The sequence below is a fragment of the Wenyingzhuangia marina genome, from assembly GCF_900130035.1.
GTDB classification, from domain to species: domain Bacteria; phylum Bacteroidota; class Bacteroidia; order Flavobacteriales; family Flavobacteriaceae; genus Wenyingzhuangia; species Wenyingzhuangia marina.
The window spans coordinates 876,756-897,094 of sequence record NZ_FQXQ01000001.1 but is presented as its reverse complement, the minus strand read 5'-3'; the positions used below and the strand labels follow the sequence as shown (position 1 = coordinate 897,094).

Annotated in this window: 13 protein-coding genes; 7 read left to right on the top strand and 6 right to left on the bottom strand. The window is 32.8% G+C overall.

What is annotated here, in order from left to right; genetic code table 11:
• Window positions 1-135 precede the first annotated feature (135 nt).
• On the bottom strand, window positions 136-1,383 hold the full coding sequence (locus tag BUB70_RS03780) for a hypothetical protein (protein ID WP_073118403.1): 1,248 nt from the start codon (window positions 1,381-1,383) through the stop codon (window positions 136-138).
• 18 nt (window positions 1,384-1,401) lie between these two features.
• Window positions 1,402-2,853, bottom strand: coding sequence for an SLC13 family permease (locus BUB70_RS03775; protein ID WP_073118401.1), 1,452 nt, complete (start codon window positions 2,851-2,853; stop codon window positions 1,402-1,404).
• Between the two features lie 493 nt (window positions 2,854-3,346).
• Here BUB70_RS03775 and gyrB point away from each other — a divergent pair, with 493 nt between their 5' ends.
• The 4 genes from gyrB (at window position 3,347) to BUB70_RS03755 (ending at window position 8,118) form a co-directional block, all read left to right on the top strand.
• Window positions 3,347-5,287: a DNA topoisomerase (ATP-hydrolyzing) subunit B gene (gene gyrB / locus BUB70_RS03770; protein ID WP_073118399.1), complete on the top strand. Its 1,941-nt coding sequence runs from the start codon at window positions 3,347-3,349 to the stop codon at window positions 5,285-5,287.
• 134 nt (window positions 5,288-5,421) lie between these two features.
• Entirely contained in the window at window positions 5,422-6,447 is a 1,026-nt protein-coding gene (locus tag BUB70_RS03765) for a DUF6588 family protein (protein ID WP_073118397.1), read from the top strand.
• A gap of 106 nt (window positions 6,448-6,553) precedes the next feature.
• On the top strand, window positions 6,554-7,021 hold the full coding sequence (locus tag BUB70_RS03760; protein WP_084730158.1) for a DUF2059 domain-containing protein: 468 nt from the start codon (window positions 6,554-6,556) through the stop codon (window positions 7,019-7,021).
• A 170-nt stretch (window positions 7,022-7,191) separates the two neighbouring features.
• Window positions 7,192-8,118: a malate dehydrogenase gene (locus BUB70_RS03755; protein WP_073118392.1), complete on the top strand. Its 927-nt coding sequence runs from the start codon at window positions 7,192-7,194 to the stop codon at window positions 8,116-8,118.
• Window positions 8,119-8,193: 75 nt separating this feature from the next.
• Here BUB70_RS03755 and BUB70_RS03750 read toward each other — a convergent pair whose 3' ends face one another.
• From BUB70_RS03750 to BUB70_RS03735, 4 genes are all read right to left on the bottom strand, one after another.
• Window positions 8,194-11,103 carry an alpha-amylase family glycosyl hydrolase gene (locus BUB70_RS03750; RefSeq protein WP_073118625.1) on the bottom strand — a complete coding sequence of 970 codons (2,910 nt, stop codon included), beginning with the start codon at window positions 11,101-11,103 and terminating at the stop codon, window positions 8,194-8,196.
• 125 nt (window positions 11,104-11,228) lie between these two features.
• Entirely contained in the window at window positions 11,229-12,290 is a 1,062-nt protein-coding gene (locus BUB70_RS03745; RefSeq protein ID WP_073118390.1) for a SusE domain-containing protein, read from the bottom strand.
• 12 nt (window positions 12,291-12,302) lie between these two features.
• Entirely contained in the window at window positions 12,303-13,925 is a 1,623-nt protein-coding gene (locus tag BUB70_RS03740) for a RagB/SusD family nutrient uptake outer membrane protein (RefSeq protein WP_073118388.1), read from the bottom strand.
• 11 nt (window positions 13,926-13,936) lie between these two features.
• Window positions 13,937-16,852, bottom strand: coding sequence for a SusC/RagA family TonB-linked outer membrane protein (locus BUB70_RS03735; protein WP_073118386.1), 2,916 nt, complete (start codon window positions 16,850-16,852; stop codon window positions 13,937-13,939).
• 212 nt (window positions 16,853-17,064) lie between these two features.
• On the opposite strand from BUB70_RS03735, the gene BUB70_RS03730 reads away from it, so the two are divergent.
• The 3 genes from BUB70_RS03730 (at window position 17,065) to pgmB (ending at window position 20,336) form a co-directional block, all read left to right on the top strand.
• Window positions 17,065-18,108, top strand: coding sequence for a LacI family DNA-binding transcriptional regulator (locus BUB70_RS03730; RefSeq protein ID WP_073118384.1), 1,044 nt, complete (start codon window positions 17,065-17,067; stop codon window positions 18,106-18,108).
• A 139-nt stretch (window positions 18,109-18,247) separates the two neighbouring features.
• The gene (locus tag BUB70_RS03725; RefSeq protein ID WP_073118382.1) at window positions 18,248-19,600 is read left to right on the top strand and encodes an MFS transporter; all 1,353 of its coding nucleotides are present in this window, start codon (window positions 18,248-18,250) and stop codon (window positions 19,598-19,600) included.
• Between the two features lie 82 nt (window positions 19,601-19,682).
• A complete protein-coding gene (pgmB, locus tag BUB70_RS03720; protein ID WP_073118380.1) occupies window positions 19,683-20,336 on the top strand; it encodes a beta-phosphoglucomutase in 654 nt (217 codons plus the stop codon).
• Window positions 20,337-20,339: the final 3 nt, after the last annotated feature.

Here is a 20,339-nt window from a genome sequence, read left to right as displayed (position 1 = left end):
TTCAAGTTTGCGAAATTACAAAAGTTTTTGCGGAGTAAGAAGGTTTAAAAGTTTAAAGTTTAACACTAAAAAAGGCAGCCAAATTCCCTATCAGAAACTTGGCTGCCTTAGCGAACAACTAATAAAAAAACATCATTATCTAATGGAAATTTGGTACTGTAACACCAACATCCCTTTATAATCTTTTTGTTTTAAACTTATTTTATCAAAAATAGGTCTGTATTGAAACCCTAAACTTAATTTATTGCTATGCCCATGACCTGATAAAAACATATTTAAAGTGGCATCATACAAAATCATTTTATCGTTTAGTCCATCCCAATCAGAATATTGGACAGACATATTGGGTTGAAATATAACAGACTGATTCACAATTTTTGTTTGTGAAAAAGCATATCCAAATTGAGTATACAGAGTATTACCAGTTCCCATTAAAGGAAACGCAACTCCAGCTCCATTAAAATCAGTTCCACCACTAAACAAAGCTCCATTAGCACCTAAATTTCTAATATAATTCTTTCCAAATCCATAATGAGAATACCCTAAATAAGCTGTAATTCCTTGATCATCATTAATAGGTAAACTAAAAAAGGAATCAACCGACCAATGTTTGATATCATACAGATTTGTGGTTGATAAAGAAGTATCTCCATCACTCATTGCCTTTTTTTGATACTCAAACCCACCTCCAATATTCCATACTTTTTTTGAATTGATATAAGTTCCTGTTTGATAGGAAGATTTGTTTGATTCGTGCTCCCAAAATTGATACTTTACATAAGAAGAAATTTTAGCTCTTGGTCTGTTGTTTGCAAAATCTACTTTTCCTGAATTTGGAATACTAGAAACAACAATAGGATTACTTATAATCAATCGATAATCAATTTTACCAACTTGTCCTTTAAACCATACTCCTAAATTACGAGCCAAATCATCATTTTTATTAACTGTGTTTAATGTAAACAAAGGAGAATCTAAGCCCATTAACGTTTTACTAGAACGCAAGGCCCATCTGTTTAAACCTATCCATCCTGACTTACCAAGTCCTACCTCTATAGCTTTATCAAACTTATACTCAACATATAAGTCTAAAACATTTAAAGGAAATTTCTTATTCACTTCATTAAAGTTATTTCCTCCAAACATAGCAGCTGCATAAATTTTAGGAGTTATTTGAGAAGACACCGGTATTCTTAATCTTCGAATAGAAACATCCGTATAAGAATTGGTAGTTTCTCCATTTATTTTTGTCCCTTCATTTAAATCAGAATATCTAGCCCAAATTTGAGCCGTAAGACTCCAATTAACTTTTGGTTTTTCCTGAGAAACTCCATTTATACTTAATAAAATAAATACAAGAAATATTTTTATATCATTTTTCATTTTTTCTATTTATCACTATTAAATCAATCCAAACATTTGAAATCCTAATATAATAAGCACTACTACTGCAGGCCCCAACAAACCAGCAATTAAACCACCAAACCTAAACTCTTTCTGTTCTATTAAACCTGTACTAAATGCGATGGCATTTGGCGGTGTAGAAATAGGAAAAAACAAAGCAGTAGAAGCGCTAAACCCAATAACCAATGGCAATATAATTGGATTATCCGCAGCCAAAATAATAGCAATAGGTATTAAAATTGTGGTTGTTGCAGTATTACTCATAAAGTTTGACAAAATCACTGTTATTAAAGAAAACACAACAATTAATACAACAAAATTTAAATTATATTGATTAATTAACCCTACATAATATTCTGCCAATCCCGTTTCTTTAATAGCCAATCCTAAAGACAAACCTCCAGCTACTAACATTAATGTATCCCATGGTAATTTTCTTACATCTTCTGAATTCACAATTCTAAACATGGTAAGTAACATAATTGGCAACATAGATACTGTAGCCGCAGAAATTCCATGGATTTTACCTGTTAACCACAACAACATAGTAACAACTAAAACTCCTAAAACAAATTTCTTTTTCATTACAAAAATTTCCTCTGTAGAACCTTCTTCTGGCTCACCTTCGCTTAAAAAGCCTAAATCTATAGTAGAAACTTTAGGTATAAATTTGCTAATTAAAACAAACCAAAAAACAACAACTAAAATAATAGCAGCAGGAAATCCAATCATCATCCATTCTAAAAAACCGAATTTAATTCCGTTTTGCAATAAACCATCTACTGCAACTGCATTTGGTGGAGAACCAATAATAGTCCCCATCCCTCCTAAAGAAGCCGCTGCTGGAATTCCTATCAACAAAGCTTTTGTAATTTTAGCATCCTTAGGTAACGTCTTTAAAAAAGGTAACACAGCAGCAATCATCATTGCGGTAGTAGCAGTATTACTCATAATCATTGAAAACAATGCAGTTACCAACATAATTCCTAAAAGCACATATCTTGGTTTTGTACCAAATCTTTTAATGGTAAGTTTAAATATTGTTTTATCAAGTCCTACCTTTTGCATAGCTTCTGCCATAAAAAAACCTCCTAGCATTAGCCATATTACAGAGTTGGACCAAGTTTGCACATATTTTTGAACAATCTTATTTGAAGTCGTGGGATCAATATCATGATAATGTTTTCCAAGTGCAAAAACTAAAAAACCAAAAATAAAAAGCCCTACAGTAAATGGCGGAATAGCTTCTGTTACCCATAAACAAACCGACAAAATTAAAAGGAATAACACATATATTTGCGGTGTGTCTAATTCTGGAGATTGTAAAAAATAAGTCCCTCCAAAAGCTAAAATAATACTAATTAAGAAGTTAATAATTCTTCCTTGAAAATTAACCATGTGTTGTATTCTAGAATATTTCCTTATTGAGGCTGATCTTGAGTCTGACATTTTAAATAGTTTTTATAGATTCATTTTAGTGTATACTTAAATTTACTTTAGAACCTTATTTTGACCTACCATAAAATTATTTTTTCCGAAAACGTTTTAAGTGCTTTTTTAAGGCAATTACCCTTATAAATCCTTTGATTTCATGACCATTATCATAGTTTTAAGCATTGGTTTTCATTAAAAAATCATAGATTTTTCACAAATCAAAAAAGCAAGATTCTAGCAAGGAGTTTTTCGATGAAAAAAATCAGTAAAAATCAAAAATTTGACATTTTAAAAAAACAAAATAAGTTCATAGAAGGACTATACTTTTTTCTGCTAAAAAAAAATAAGATGATTTTATAAAAACTTAAAATAAAGCCCTTTTTAAGCGATTTAAGCGATTTTTATTTTTTGGTAACTAAACACATTTTTTAATCAATCTTACCGTACATCTATCTTATTTATTATATTTGATAGCATTGGAATTAAAAAAACAATAACATAATATATAATGAGTAATATAGAAGACAAACAACAGTATTCTGCAGATAGCATCCAGGCCCTTGAGGGAATGGAACATGTTAGAATGCGTCCTTCGATGTATATCGGAGATGTTGGTGTGAGAGGTTTACACCATTTGGTTTATGAAGTTATTGACAACTCTATTGATGAAGCATTAGCAGGTCATTGTAACAATATTGAAGTTTTTATTAACGAGAACAATTCAATTACCGTTAGTGATGATGGACGTGGTATTCCTGTTGATATGCACAAAAAAGAAGGAGTTTCTGCTTTAGAAGTAGTAATGACCAAAATTGGTGCTGGAGGTAAGTTTGATAAAGATTCATATAAAGTATCTGGAGGACTACACGGTGTTGGAGTTTCTTGTGTTAACGCATTATCTGATCATTTAAAAGCAACTGTTTTTAGAAATGGCCAAACTTACGAACAAGAATATTCTAGAGGTAAAGCCTTATACCCTGTAAGACTAATAGGTGATACTGACAAAAGAGGAACTGAAGTAACTTTCACACCAGATAAAAGTATTTTTACCCAAACAACAGTATATAATTACGATACCTTAGCAGCTCGTTTACGTGAATTATCATACCTTAATAAAGGAATAGTTATTCATTTGACAGACAAAAGAAATAAAGATGATGAAGGAAATGACATCACTGAAACTTTTACAAGTTCAGAAGGATTATCTGAATTTGTAAAATACCTAGATGGTACTCGTGAGCAGTTAACTGCTGGTGTGATTGCTATGGAAGGTGAAAAAAATGGAATTCCTGTAGAAGTTGCCATGGTTTACAACACTTCTTATGCAGAAAACCTACACTCTTATGTAAACAACATCAACACTCATGAAGGAGGAACTCATTTATCTGGTTTCCGTAGAGGATTAACCACTACTTTAAAAAAGTATGCTGATGCTTCTGGAATGTTATCAAAATTAAAATTTGATATTGCAGGAGATGATTTTCGTGAAGGATTAACCGCTATTATTTCTGTTAAAGTTCAGGAACCACAATTTGAAGGACAAACCAAAACAAAATTAGGAAACCGTGAAGTTTCTGCTGCTGTAAGTCAAGCAGTATCAGAAATGTTAACGGATTATTTAGAAGAACATCCTGATGATGCTAAAATTATTGTACAGAAAGTAATTTTGGCAGCACAAGCACGTCACGCAGCAACCAAGGCTCGTGAAATGGTACAACGTAAAACCGTAATGTCTATTGGAGGTTTGCCTGGTAAATTATCTGACTGTTCGGAAACTGACCCTGAAAAATGTGAAATTTTCTTGGTCGAGGGAGATTCTGCAGGTGGAACGGCTAAACAAGGTCGTGATCGTGAATTCCAAGCTATTTTACCTTTAAGAGGAAAAATCTTAAACGTAGAAAAAGCAATGACTCACAGAGTTTTTGAAAATGAGGAAATCAAGAACATGTTTACCGCTTTAGGAGTTACCATTGGTACCGAAGAAGACAGTAAAGCATTAAACCTATCAAAAGTACGTTACCATAAAGTAGTAATTATGTGTGATGCCGATGTGGATGGTTCTCACATTGCTACTTTAATTTTAACTTTCTTCTTTAGATACATGAGAGAAATGGTAGAGCAAGGATATATTTATATTGCTACACCACCTTTATATTTAGTTAAGAAAGGAGCTAAAAAAGAATATGCGTGGTCTGATGATCAACGTGATATGATTAACTTAAAATTTGGAGGTTCTGCTTCTATTCAACGATACAAAGGTTTAGGAGAAATGAATGCTGAACAATTATGGGACACTACTATGAACCCTGAATTTAGAACTTTACGTAAAGTTGTAATTGATAGCGAAGTAGAAGCCGACCGAGTTTTCTCTATGCTAATGGGAGATGAAGTACCACCACGTAGAGACTTTATTGAAAAGAATGCAAAATATGCAAATATTGATGTTTAACAAACATCATTAATATATAAAAAATCAAAGTAGATAACTATTTTAGTTATCTACTTTTTTATTGCTTTAATATTTACAAAAAACATATACCAGTATTTTTGTACATTCGTGTATAACATAAATAAACCATACTTATGAAAAGAATACTATTAATAATGGCTTTATCTGCGGGATTATTTTCTGCCAAAGCACAAGAAATTGAACAGTTCTTAGCAGCAGGTAAAGATGCTGGAACTTTAATGCAGTCTTATTTAACTCCTGCTTTCGAAGGAACTATTTACAACCTAAACAATGGTTGGTACAGAACCGCAAAACCTCACAGATTACTAGGTTTTGACATTACTATAAACACCTCTCTATCCACTGTTCCTAGCTCAGGTAAAAACTTTACTTTTAACAATTCTGATTACACAAACATCCGATTAAAAAATGGAACAAGTACAGAGCTACCAACTGCCTTTGGAGGAGATACTAATGAGGTATTGGTTGCTACTAGAACCATTTCAAATGGAGGAGTAAGCTATAATGCCGAATATAAGTTTAATGCTTTAAACGGAATTGGTGGAGAAATTGGTTTTGACCAAGTGCCAATGGCCATCGTTCAAGCAGGAATCGGTTTGCCTTTTAAAACCGATCTAACTTTTAGATTTGTACCTAAAGTTGGTAGTGATTCTTTTAAAACTGATTTATTTGGAGTAGGAATCAAACACAACATCTTACAATATTTCCCAATAGCAAAAAGAATTCCATTGGTTGATGTTTCTGTATTTGGAGGATATACAAGAATGAATGCTCATTATTTCCCCGGTAAAAACCAAAATATAGATTTTCAAGTAACTAGTTTAACTGCTCAATTATTAGGATCTGTAGATTTAAAAATTGTAAACTTTTACGTTGGACTAGGATACTCTGGAGGAAATGCAAAATTAGATGTTGAAGGAGATTATGAAGTTACTTATACCTATGACAATGGTATTGTATCAGGAAGTCAAACCGAAACACTTGACCCTGAAGACTTACCTCATTTAAAATATGATGTTAGTGGTTTTAAAACAACCGCTGGTATGAGCATCAATTTAGCTTTCTTTAAAATTTATGGTGATTACACTATCCAAGAATATAATTCTATCAATGCAGGTATAGCATTTAGCTTTAGATAAACAGCATAAAACATTTTATATAAAACGCACTGTGTTATTTCACAGTGCGTTTTTTTGTAATATTTAATTACTTTTAAGAACACAACTATAAAACTATATTAAAAAAATGAAAAAGATTTTTACACTATTGATGTTTTTAACATTAACCGTTAATGCACAAGCTCCTAAGGAAAAAGTTTTAGAATTGATTGAGGTGATGCAAGCAGATAAAATAATTGGTCAAATGATGGATCAAATGATACCAATGATGCAGCAACAAATGAAATCGAATCTTAAAACAGAAGAAGAAAAACAAAAACTAGAACAAGTAAACACTATCATTTTAGAAGAAGCTAAAACATTCACCAACAATATCATTAACGGCTCTATGGTAGATATTTATGCTAAATACTTTAGTGTTAAAGATATTGATTACATGATAGAATTTTACAAAAGTAAGACTGGAAGCAAACTTCTTGAACTAACACCTACCATTACCAAAGAACTGATGGAAAAAATGATGCAAAATGAAATGCCTAAGTTCCAAGAAAAAATTAAAAACAGAATTGAAGCATTAAAAAAAGATTCTGAATAAAAATATCTTTAAAATTAGTTATAATACAAACCTACAAGGAATTTAAAAACATCGTTTATTATTATTTATTTTTATTTTTAGGTTTTTAGTGACTTAAATCATACTATGAATCAATACAAATCCTTATTTTTAGGTAATCAAAAGAATTATCACTCTAAAATAAAACAAAAATGAAAGTAACTGTTGTTGGAGCTGGTGCCGTTGGTGCATCATGCGCAGAATATATTGCTATTAAGAATTTTGCATCGGAAGTAGTTATTGTAGACATTAAAGAAAATTTTGCCGAAGGGAAAGCAATGGATTTAATGCAAACTGCCTCTTTGAATGATTTTGATACCAAAATTATAGGAGCTACCAATGATTATTCTAAATCCGCAGGGTCTGACGTTGCAGTGATTACTTCTGGAATTCCTAGAAAACCAGGAATGACAAGAGAAGAATTAATTGGAATTAATGCAGGGATTGTAAAACAAGTTTCAGAAAACTTAATTAAGCACTCTCCTAACGTAATTATTATTGTAGTTTCTAACCCAATGGATACTATGACTTACTTGGCTCATAAAGCTACAGGATTACCTAAAAACAAAATTATTGGAATGGGTGGAGCCTTAGACTCTGGACGTTTTAAATATCGTTTGGCTGAAGCTTTAGAAGCTCCTTTATCTGATATTGATGGAATGGTAATTGGTGGTCACTCAGACACAGGAATGATTCCATTAACTCGTTATGCTACACGTAACTCTATTCCAGTAACTCAGTTCTTATCTGATGAAAAATTAGAAGAAGTTGCACAAGCAACTATGGTTGGCGGAGCTACTTTAACTAAAATGTTAGGAACATCTGCTTGGTATGCTCCTGGAGCAGCCGTATCTGCCATGGTACAAGCCATTGCTACGGATTCTAAAAAAATATTCCCTTGTTCTGCATACTTAGAAGGAGAATACGGACAATCTGATATTTGTATTGGAGTACCATGTGTATTAGGAGCAAACGGTATTGAAAAAATTGTGGATATTGAACTAAACGAAGCTGAATCAACAAAATTTGCAGCTTCTGCAGATGCTGTTAGAAAAACAAATGGATTGTTAGAGATCTAATTTATCTCTAATCATATAAAACCTAAAACCCTGGGGGTTTTAGGTTTTATACCAATATTAACTTTCAATATTTATCTATTGCTTAACTAATCTCTCTACAAAAGAAATATTGTCTTTCTTTATTTTTAAAACATATATTCCTTTTTCTAACTCACTAACATCAAAAAATGTTTCTGAGTTAAAATCACCTTGAAAAGACTTTAACAATCTTCCAGTCATATCATAAACCACAACAGTACTTGCACGATCTATTGTCAATTGAAATTTACCTGAATTTGGATTGGGTTGAATGTTAACAGAAGAACTGTTTTTTTCAACGCGATCGTTACTTAATAGTTTAATAGAGGGTTGATTTCCGTAGATTTTAAACTGACCTGCATTAATTGCAATTTCATCTGTTGTATTGTTAACATCAATATAAGTTTGACCTGTAACATCCATCAAATCATACCATCTACCTGCATAAGGAAAATTAGGATTTAGAGATAAATTTGCCACTGAAAAATTAGACAATACCACTACATTTTTCAATTCCGAACTGGCAATATTATCATCCCATATGTATATTCTTTGTTTGATATTATTCCCATCTGGACTAATACTAAAATCTCCTTCAAAAACAGGCTCCTCAATTTTTAACTCTATAAGTCTAGCCCAGTCATCATATATATTTTTTCTCGCTGTGGTTTGCATCCAATTATTTACCCATTGAGGTTGAGGCTTTGTGTCTAACTTACAATCTCCAGAAACAGAATCACTAGGAGTATTAACCACACCGCTATTACAGGTATAAATTGAATTCTCCATTCCCAGCTCAGCAAAGTGCCATATCATTTTAGGACCAGGAATGGTAATTAAAGAGGCTCCATGTGCCGACATTCTAGACAAAGAAACATCCAAGTCTTTTACATCGTGACTTGACAAAGCTGAATTACCAAAAGTTAAATTCTGATACATCAATCGCTCCTCATCATGACTTTCTGCATATCCTAACAACCTTGGTTTACTAAATCCTTTGTTTCTATAATCCATGGCAGAAATATCTGCGTTATTAGAATAGCCCATGGTTAACTGATTGTAAGCATCCGTAACTTTCCCCCACATCATTATTCCTTTAGAAACTCCATCAGATTCTCCATCAACTCTATAATTTGCCCACTGTTGCTCTTCATTATTGGTTCCTAAATGTTCAAAAATCACATATTGTGTTGGGTCTAAATCCCATTGGTAATCTGCATATTGTTTTAAAATATCTACTCGATCTTGTTGATAAGCATTGGTACAAGACTCTCCAGACTCCGTACAATTCTGTGTAAATCCTTTGGTTAAATCCCAACGGTATCCATCAATTTTAAACTCTTCAATCCAGTACTCCACTACTTGCTTTACATAAGCTTGGGTTCTTACCTGTTGATGGTTAAAATCTGAACCCACATTGTAGCTATGCTTTGGAGCTTCATTAAAATAAGGATTCTCAGAACTAGGCTCTCCCCATCCGTCTCCATCCGCATCGTTCATCCACATACGTACCAAAGGATTTCTTCCAAAAGCGTGATTTAAAGCAATGTCTAAAATTACCGCTATCCCATTTTGATGACATACATCTACCAGTTCCTTAAACTTAGCAGCTGTACCGTAAGCTTTGTCTAAAGCCATATGAAAAGAAGTATTGTATCCCCAACTTTCATTCCCTTCAAACTCCATTACGGGCATCAATTCAATTGCATTGATATTTAAACCTTTAAAATAAGCCATCTTATCAATTAAATCTTGATAGTTTCTATCCGCATCAAAATCTCTAACCAATACTTCGTAAACTATTAAATCTTCCTTTTTAGGTTTTACAAAGTTGTTTACTTGCCAAGTATAGCCATCTCCTTCTGTTTGCAATACCGTTACTTCTCTTTCTTGACCATTAGGATACGTTGGCATGTTTGGATATGTTGCTGCAGAAATAGATGGATCATCAAAAGGAGAAAGCACCAAAGTAGAAAAAGGATCTGCTGTTTTTACCATGCTTGGTGAATTTGCAATAGGAGTTTTATCAACTACCCAATATTGATAATTATATATTTCCGAAGCGTTTAAACCTGTAAGCGACAACCAAAATTTACCAGAAACTGCATCTTTTTTCATGGCGTAAGTGGTATTGGGATGATACCCATTAAAACTACCGGCTACATATACAAAATCTTTGTTTGGTGCATCTAAAACCAAAATTGCATCAGAAGCTGAAACCCTGTTAATTCCATTTTTTAAACCTAAAGGCATGGTCTCATTTATAGTTCCCGGATCTACAATTACATTAAAGTCCCTAGAAATGGTTTTCCCATCTTTTGTTACCTCTAATGTATAAATATCATTCTCCGTAATATTTGTGATGGTGTAATTATATGATGAAATACTTGATTGCGTATTTACTACATCTCCGTTTTGAGTCTTTAAGGTATATGTAGCATTTCCATCTGTATTAGAAGCGGCAACAGCTACCTCTTCTCCTGAATTTATAATAGTTGTACTTCCTTCTTCTGGACTTGTTAAATTCAATTGAAAAGACCCTACTTTAAACAAAAAATCGATTCCTCCATTATCTTTAAATTGCTGAGTTCCATCTTCGTTTCTAAAAACCATTCCCATTTTGGTGATGGATGAAAAAGCTGAAGAAGACAAACCATAATAATCCTTAGGTACAAATGTAATAGACCAAAGGCCATTTATCAAGGTCATTTCTCCAACGCCATCATCTTGCCCCCAATTTCCAACAGCATGTATCCACGGGTTTGCATCGGTTCCCACACCAGAGTGCAGGTATACTTTAGCAGGATTGTTAAACCCATTGCTATCTGTTAAACTGCTATTAGGATCTACCGTAATTGTAATAGACGTCTCTTGATCTATTTCATAAGGAAAAGGAGTAATTACCACTTGTCCAAAACCAAAACTACTACAAAGAATTCCTATTAATAAATGTAATTTTTTTCTCATTTCATCTGTTTTAAACATAGAATTTTACAACCCAACATATGAACTTTGTTAGAAAATTCTAATGAATTAAAAAACAAAAAGTCTGTTTGACACGAACTCAAACAGACTTCTTTATTTCATCAAATCTAGTTTTTTGTAACGGTATAAGTATACTCTCTTGGTGTTCCAAAGTCTAGAACAATTGTATAATTACCTGCCTCTGCAATAGGTATATTAGTTCCATCATTTAAATCTAGAATACCATCTGTACCTGCATCTCCATAATTCCAATCCCAAGCATCATTCGCTCTAAATTTAATTTCTCCAGAAATCAAATCTAGCGTAATTGTCCACACATCATTTACCGCATCATACGTCATATCTTGATCAGCATCCCATCCATCAGGAGTAGCAGAACCTATCAATCCCCAATCATATTTGGTAATTGCATAAGTCAACGCTTCTGTATCTACTTCCACAAAATAATATCCTGGGCTAGCATTAATGTTAGACTCGTCATCTGCAATTAAAACTCCAGAGAATGTTCCATCATCTCCATAATCTATATTTCCCCAAGCATAATTACCTTGAGCATCTGGAGCTATGAATTTAAACTCTCCATTTAACCACACATATCCCTCATAATCTGTTTCTCCAAATGCTGACGCAGAAAGTAAAGGTGCTGATGCAGGAGCCCATCCTTGATGGTTTCCAGGAACAGCCAAAGAAGGCAACTGAGCTGTATAAGGAGTAATGGTTAAAGTTGTTATCTCAGAAACTTGTTTTGCTGATGCTTGAGAACCAATAGTTGATAAAATTCTCAAATCTAAGTCCCCTTCTGTAAAAGGTAATAAACCTGCAGCTAAAGCAAATGTATTTAACTCTGCAACTGTCAACGAATAGTAATTTTGATTGGTTTGTCCTGCAGCTATAGGTGTTGCAAAATCGGTTCCCGACAATGCTAACTCTATTTTATAGCTTACCGATACGTTTTGTCCATAATCACTTTCTTCCCAAACTAAAGTTGTGGCAACACTAGTTTCATTTTCAATTTTCAGCTTTAAATTAGATCCACTATTTGGATTTAACAATACTGGTCCCGTAGCGTTATTCTCGATTATTATATCTGAATCATCTGTACAAGAACTCAACCCAACAAGAATTATCAACGCAATAATTCTTGTTAATTTTAAATTTATTTTTTTCATAATCTCCAAATTTTAGTATTTATTGTTCTGTTCAATATTTGGGTTTGTCAAGATGATATTTGTAGGAAATGGAAAATTATCTCTAAATTTCCCAACTCCTATACCTTGAGCAACACCTCCTTTAAAAGGCCATAAATAACTAGATTCTGTAAACTGATTATTTCTAATCAAATCTGTTCTCCTAAAGCCTTCCCAGTACAATTCTCTGGATCTTTCATTCATAATAAAACTAATATCTAAATCTCCTGAAACAATATTTCCTGATTGATTACCATAAGCTCTTTCTCTTAATTCGTTCATTAAATCAACCGCCGTTCCTATACTCCCTGCTCCACCTCTAACAGTTGCTTCAGCATAGTTTAAATAAATTTCGGCCAAACGTATCATGGGTAAATCTGTATCGGTAAAATTTCCTGTAGCATCACTCCCCGGAGCTCCGTTTGAATCTACATTCTTAAATTTTGTAACAGCATAACCATCTGTAAATTCATTAGCAATAGTTGTGATTTCTAAATTTTGACCATCTGTATAAAACATCGCTCTAGTATCTGACCATGCAATAGGATCTCCACCTGAATCACTTCCTGTTACCGAAGAAGAAAATTTTTGCACCAAAGTTTTAGTTGTTCTTAAACCAAACCAACCTCCATTTACACCAAAATCAGCTGGATCCATAGTTCCTCCAATAGAAGCGTGTATTAAAAAAGTAGTTCCAGCGTAAGTTTGAGAATTTAGTCCATCAAAATTTAAAGCAAAAATAAATTCATTTTGTGCCCCATTTGAATCATTATCTGCTAAGAACAACTCATCATACGCAGTTCCATTAGAGTTAGCATCTATTGTGTTAATGATATATGAAGAATTAATAACTTTTTCAGAAAAAGTTACACATTCATTATACTTATTTTCATTAATATATACCTCAGCATTTAAATACAAACGTGATAATAACGCCCATGCAGCAACTTTATCTACCCTTCCATATTCGTTAGCACCACTATCTTTTAATAAGTTTTGAACATCTAAAAGCTCCCCTTCAACAAACTCAAACACTTGTTTTCTAGTCATTTGCAAAGGTAACTCTGTAGAAATGGTTGTAGTAATAGGCACTGCTCCATATAAATCTAGTAAATTGTAATAAGCATATGCTCTTAAAAACCTTGCCTCTGCAATATAATACTGAACCTCAACATCGTCATTTAATGGTGTTGCATTAACAATAAATGAATTACTGAATGATACTACTTGAGCCAATCTGTAATACATAGCTTCTGTTAATGTATTGCTTGATGACCAAGACATTTCGTGCAAATCTGGCAAACCAGGATCTCCCCACCCAACCACTGCGTGGTCAGTAGTTAACTCATTCATATAAAACAACATTCTTGAAAACTGAGAGGTTCCTTCATCAATTCCTTGGATATCGGCATCTCCCGCTGGACCACTTTGGCCTGTTAAAACCAAACTTGCATATACTTTAGCCAAAGCACTCTTTACATTTTCTACATTAGAGAACACATTTTTCTCTGTAAAACTATCTGGATCTATTGGTGACTGATCTAACTCATTAGTACAACTTGAAAAAGTCATTATTGAGACAATAGATGCAATCCATATATATTTGTTATTTTTCATCTTAATATTTTTTAAAAATTAACATTTAAACCAAAGACGTATGTTCTAGGTCTTGGGTATAAATTATTATCGATACCTAAATTCACTTCTGGATCTATACCACTGTAGTCAGTAATGGTTAGTACATTTTGAACAGAACTATAAAGTCTAATCTTTACTTTTTCAAATACTTTTGGCAAGGTATAGCCTAGTGTAATGTTATCTATTTTGAAAAATGAAGCATTCTCTACATAATGATCACTCAATAAATTAGATTGTGTCATTTCTTTAAATTCTGTTGTAAAGTAACCTCTGTTAATATTATTTAAAATAGAAGTTTCATTCAGTCTATTAGCATATCCTTTACTAGAAGAAACATTGTTATAAACATAATTTCCTAAACTAGCTCTAGTCACCATATTAAAGTCAATGCTTCTGTACTGAATGCTAGTATTGAACCCCATTGTAACATTTGCATATGGATTTTTGTATAGATACTTATCCTTGTCGTTGATGACTCCATTATGATCTCTATCAACATATGCACCTTCAATTGGTTTTCCATTAGTATCATATAATTGTTGATAAACCAAATAACTAAAAGGAGCAGCTCCTTCTATATGTGTTTGTACATTGTTTCCTGTACCTCCACTAATCCCTCCAACAAACTGTTGATCTGGCAATCTTGTTACTTGATTGTTATTATAAGCAATATTATAACCTAAATTCACTTTTAAGGTTTCAGTAGAAACAGTCTTCCAATTTATACTAAACTCAATTCCTTTGTTTTCCATATCACCAATATTTGCATCGATTCTATTCCCAAAATTGGTAAAAGGATCCACTACTGTATTGGCAATTAAATCTTGAGTTTCTTTAAGATATACATTTAACGAACCACTAATTTTTCTGTTAAAAAACGCATAATCAATACCTGCATTATAAGTTCTACCTACTTCCCATCGCAAGTTTGTATTTACTGGATTAGGACGATAAGTTTGGTAATATTGAGAACCAAACTGATAGTTAGCAGTAGATTGACTTCCTGAGTAACGTGTTAAGAATAAGTAATCTCCCAAACCATTTACATTCCCTACTTCTCCATATCCTAATCTTAACTTTAACTCATTAATATTCTGGTTACCTTCTAAGAAACTTTCTTTATGAATATTCCATGCAGCAGCAAATGAAGAGAAAAGCCCCCAACGGTTATCTGGATTTAATTTTGAAGAGGCATCAGCTCTTAAAGTTGCTGTTAATAAATACTTACCATCAAAATCATAGTTTAGTCTTCCAAAGTAAGACAATAAGGTGTTTCTGTTTTTATCGATAAACTCAAAATCATTTCCATTTTGTTCTTTTTCACTATCATAATTATAGTTATCTACGTCAAACTTTTGAAATGAATAACCACCAACTAAGTTAATACCGTGCTTATCAAAATCTTTTTGATATGTTAAATAAAAATCTAACAATGTGTTTGTAGATTCATTAATATACTCAGTTCTAGAACCATCAAAACTAGTATCCGAAGTTGGAATACTTGCAGAAGTTACTTTTCTCCCATTACTATTTGCCATATCTACACCTGCATTTAACGTAGCTGTAACATCAGGGAAGAAGTGTAATTTATAATCTACTTTTGTATTTCCAATAAACCTTCTTACTTCAGCAGAATCACTCACTAAATTTAATAAAGCAACCGGGTTTGTTGGCACTAAGTTTAATTGGTAACCATTAGTACCTGTCCATGCGTAATACCCATCAAAAATTGAATTAGGATCGTAAACTGATTGTGTCGGATCGAAATCACTAGCTGAACTAATTGCACCTCTATTCGCAAAAAAGTTTTCTGTATAATTTCCTCTACCATTGATCTCAATTTTTAAATGATCTTCAAAAAATGAAGGAGATAAGTTTAATGAAGCGGTGGTTCTTTTAAAATTATCTGTCTTTAAAATACCATCTTGATCACTATATCCAACAGAAAATCTCATTGGTGTATTTAGAAAACTTCCCAATGCACTAAAGTCGTGTTGTTGTCCAAAAGCAGTTTGATAAATTTGGTCTTGCCAATCTGTATTTGCACTTCCTAATTTAGCAATATCTGCTGACTTGGTTAAGGAGGTAACTAATTGTCTAAATTCATCCGCTCCTAAAACATCTGCTTTTTGAAAAGGAGTTGCCACCGAAGTCATGGTATTATAGGAAAACTTAAATGCTCCATTTTTCCCTCTTTTGGTTGTAATTAAAATTACTCCGTTTGCACCTCTAGAACCGTAGATAGACGTTGCTGAAGCATCTTTTAACACTACCATACTTTCTACATCATTGGGATTGATTGTATTCAACACATCTCTAGCACCTCCTACTGTTGAATCGCTTAACGGAATTCCATCAAGTACAATTAGTGGAGCACTACTTAAAGACAAAGAACCTACACCTCTTATCACAATGTTCTGCTTATCTCCAGGCGCACCACTTCCTGAAGTAACTGTTACCCCTGCAACTTTACCTGTAATTAATTGTTGTGGTGATTGTACTGGACCTGGATTAAAATCTTTAGTTGTAACTAAATCTGCCGAGCCAGTCATGTCATCTTTTTTCATAGACCCATACCCTACTGTTAAATTCACAGCAGTTAAACTAGTTACATCTTCCTCTAACACAACATCCAACCTTCCATTTAATGGAATGGCTAATATTTGTGTTTTGTATCCTAAATACGAAATCACAATGTTTTTTGGGTCATTATCATCTAATTGTAAATTGTAATTCCCATCAAAATCAGTAATTGTTCCTTTATTTGTATTTTCTATCAAAATAGAAACACCACCAATTGGCAAATCTGTAGCTTTGTCTTTTACAATTCCTGAGACCGTTTTTTGGGCCATCATTCCTACCGGAATTAAAATCGTCGCAAATAATATTAATAATGTTTTTTTCATACTTTTAAGTTTAGTTTTTTGACAATATTTTTATTTCTCGAGGTAAACGTATACAAATTCGTAAACGTTGTCAAATCACGATGGTCACTATCACGTTTTCGTGTTGATAACTTTTACTATTATTTACGAAAAACTTGTTTTTTTGACTGATTAATAATAAAAAACACCTTTTTTTAGCATTACATTTATTTAACCACACAAAATATACCAATATGTCAAACAGGATTACTTTAAAGCAAATTGCAAAAGAGCTTAATCTATCTGTTTCAACTGTTTCAAAATCACTTAGAAACAGTCGTGAAATTAGTACCGATACAAAAAATTTAGTGCAGGCTTTTGCAAAGTTTTATAATTATAAACCTAACAGCATTGCTTTAAACCTAAGAAACAGAAAATCTAAAACTATAGGAGTTATTATTCCTGAAATTACCCATTACTTTTTTTCGAATGTAATTGCTGGTATAGACAGCGAAGCAAATAAGAAAGGATACAGAGTTGTTGTGAGTCTTTCTAACGAATCTTTTGACACAGAAGTTGTTAATATTGAAACATTAGCGAATGGGAGTGTAGATGGATTTATTTTGTCTGTAGCAAAAGAAACATTATTAAATAAAGATTATCACCACTTTAAAGAAACCATTAACCAAGGAATGCCAATTGTAATGTTTGATAGAATTACAAACGAAGTTGCTTGTGACAAGGTAATTATTGATGATAAAGAAGGAGCCAAAAAAGCCGTAAATAAACTATTAAATACAGGCTGCAAGAAAATTGCATTGGTCACCACTGAAGACTATGTGACTGTTGGGAGCCTTAGAACCAAAGGTTACATAGAAGCTCTTGAAGAAAGTAATATAGCCTATGATCCTAACTTGGTTATTAAAATTCAAGACCAAGGATTAAATAAAGACGAAGAAATTACATTATTAGGACAAAGCATTGTAAAACTTTTACATCAACACAGAGATATAGATGCATTTTTTGCAGTAAACGAACTTTCTGCCATCACGGTAATGAAGGTTGTTTTAGATTTGGGATATAAAGTTCCCGAAGACATTTCTATTATCGCTTTTACCGATGGCGTCTTATCTAAATACTCAATTCCCGCCCTAACTACTGTAAGCCAACATGCTTTTGAAATGGGAGTTGCCTCTGCTAAACTACTGATAGACAAAATTGAAGAAATCACCAATTCTGAGTTTCACATTACCCAAACAATGGACGCAACATTGATTGAAAGACAGACCACTAAATAATTTTTTTTGAATGTTTGATAAATTAATTCTACCTTTGTAAAATATCAGGACTTATATTTTTATTTCTCAACCATAAAAATTATTAACTAAGTTTTGATAAGTCTTTTAGCACTTATCGTACAATAATCCTATTGCAATAATGGAAAAACGTACACTAAGTTTTCAAGAAATCTGGAACATGAGTTTTGGTTTTCTTGGAATTCAAATGGGTTTTGCACTGCAAAACGCAAATGCCAGTAGAATTTTACAGATTTTTGGAGCAGACCTTCACGAACTTTCATGGTTTTGGATTATAGCCCCTTTAATGGGATTGATAGTACAACCTGTTATTGGTTATTTTAGTGATAAAACCTGGACAAAGTTAGGAAGACGAAGACCTTATTTTCTTATAGGAGCTATTTTAGCCTCTATCGGTTTAATTTTAATGCCACAAGCCAATTTATTCATTGCCATATTACCAGCCCTTTGGGTAGGTGCTGGTATGCTTATGATTATGGATGCTTCTTTTAATATTGCCATGGAGCCTTTTAGAGCTTTGGTGGGTGACAACTTAAGAGATGATCAAAAAACTTTAGGATTTAGTGTTCAAACTGTATTAATTGGTCTAGGAGCTGTTATTGGTTCTTGGCTGCCTTATGCTTTATCTAATTGGTTTGGCATTTCTAATGTTTCTAACAATGGCGTACCTCAAAACTTAATATGGTCTTTTATTATAGGAGCCATTATCTTAATAATTTCGGTATTAATAACAGTTTTCACTACAAAAGAATACACCCCAGAAGAGTTACATCATTTTAGTGAGCGCAAAGCAAAAGAAGACGGCATTAAAACAACATCTTCTAAAAAACAAACCCTAGGAATACAATCTATTTTTACAGATTTTAAAAACATGCCCCAAGTGATGAGACAGCTTTCTTGGGTACAATTTTTTTCTTGGTTTGGACTTTTTGGTATGTGGGTTTTTACAACTCCTGCCGTTGCACAACATATATACAAAATTAACGATACACAATCTGAACTTTATAGTAAGGCAGGTGATTGGGTAGGAATTATCTTTGGAGTTTACAATTTAGCCTCAGCATTCATGGCTTTTTTCCTTCCTTATATTTCTAAAAAGATTGGTAGAAAAGAAACACATGCACTTTGCTTATCTATTGGAGGATTAGGATTAATGTCTTTCTATTTTGCTACCGACAAATATTTTTTAATTGGTAGTGCCATTGCCATAGGAATTTCTTGGGCTAGTATTCTCTCCATGCCATATGCAATGTTAGCTAGTGCCATCAACCCTAAAAAGATGGGGGTTTATATGGGAATTTTCAACTTTTTTATTGTCATTCCACAAATTATCAATGCCATTATTGGTGGTCCTATTGTAAAATATTTTTACAACAACCAAGCCATTTATGCACTTACAACAGCTGGTGTCTCCTTAATTATTGCTGCTGTTTTAGCACTACGCATAAAAGACACCTCTTTTATACCAAGATAATTACACTTTTTTAACCATTTAAACAGAACTGAACTAAAACAACAAAAATCAGTCTGTACTTATTTCTCTAAAAACAAAACAAATGATTAAAGGATTTATATTCGATTTGGACGGAGTTATTGTAGATACTGCTAAGTATCACTTTTTAGCATGGAAACAACTTGCAGACTCTTTACATATTGAATTTACAGAAACACAAAATGAACAACTCAAAGGAATTAGTAGAGAAAAATCATTAGAAAAAATATTAAACTGGGGAAACACACAGGTATCAACAGCTGAATTTAATAAACTGATGGATCAAAAAAACAAGGTTTACTTAAGTTACATTGAAAAAATGGACACCTCAGATATTTTACCAGACATCCCTAGGGTTTTAAACTTTTTAAAACAAAACAAACAAGCCATCGCTTTAGGATCTGCTAGCAAAAATGCAAAACACATTTTAAAAAAAACACATCTTTTAGAAATGTTTGATGTCATTATAGACGGTACTTCTGTTGCCAAAGCAAAACCAAATCCCGAAGTATTTCTAGCAGCTGCCAAAGGATTAAACATACTCCCCAAAAACTGTATAGTGTTTGAAGATGCCGAATCTGGAATAGAAGCAGCAAACGCTGCAAAAATGACTTCTATAGGAATTGGACATCCCGAAATACTACACAATGCAAATGATATTTTTACTGATTTTACAAAAATATCTAATGAATACCTCAACAACTTTATATCAAAATAAAAA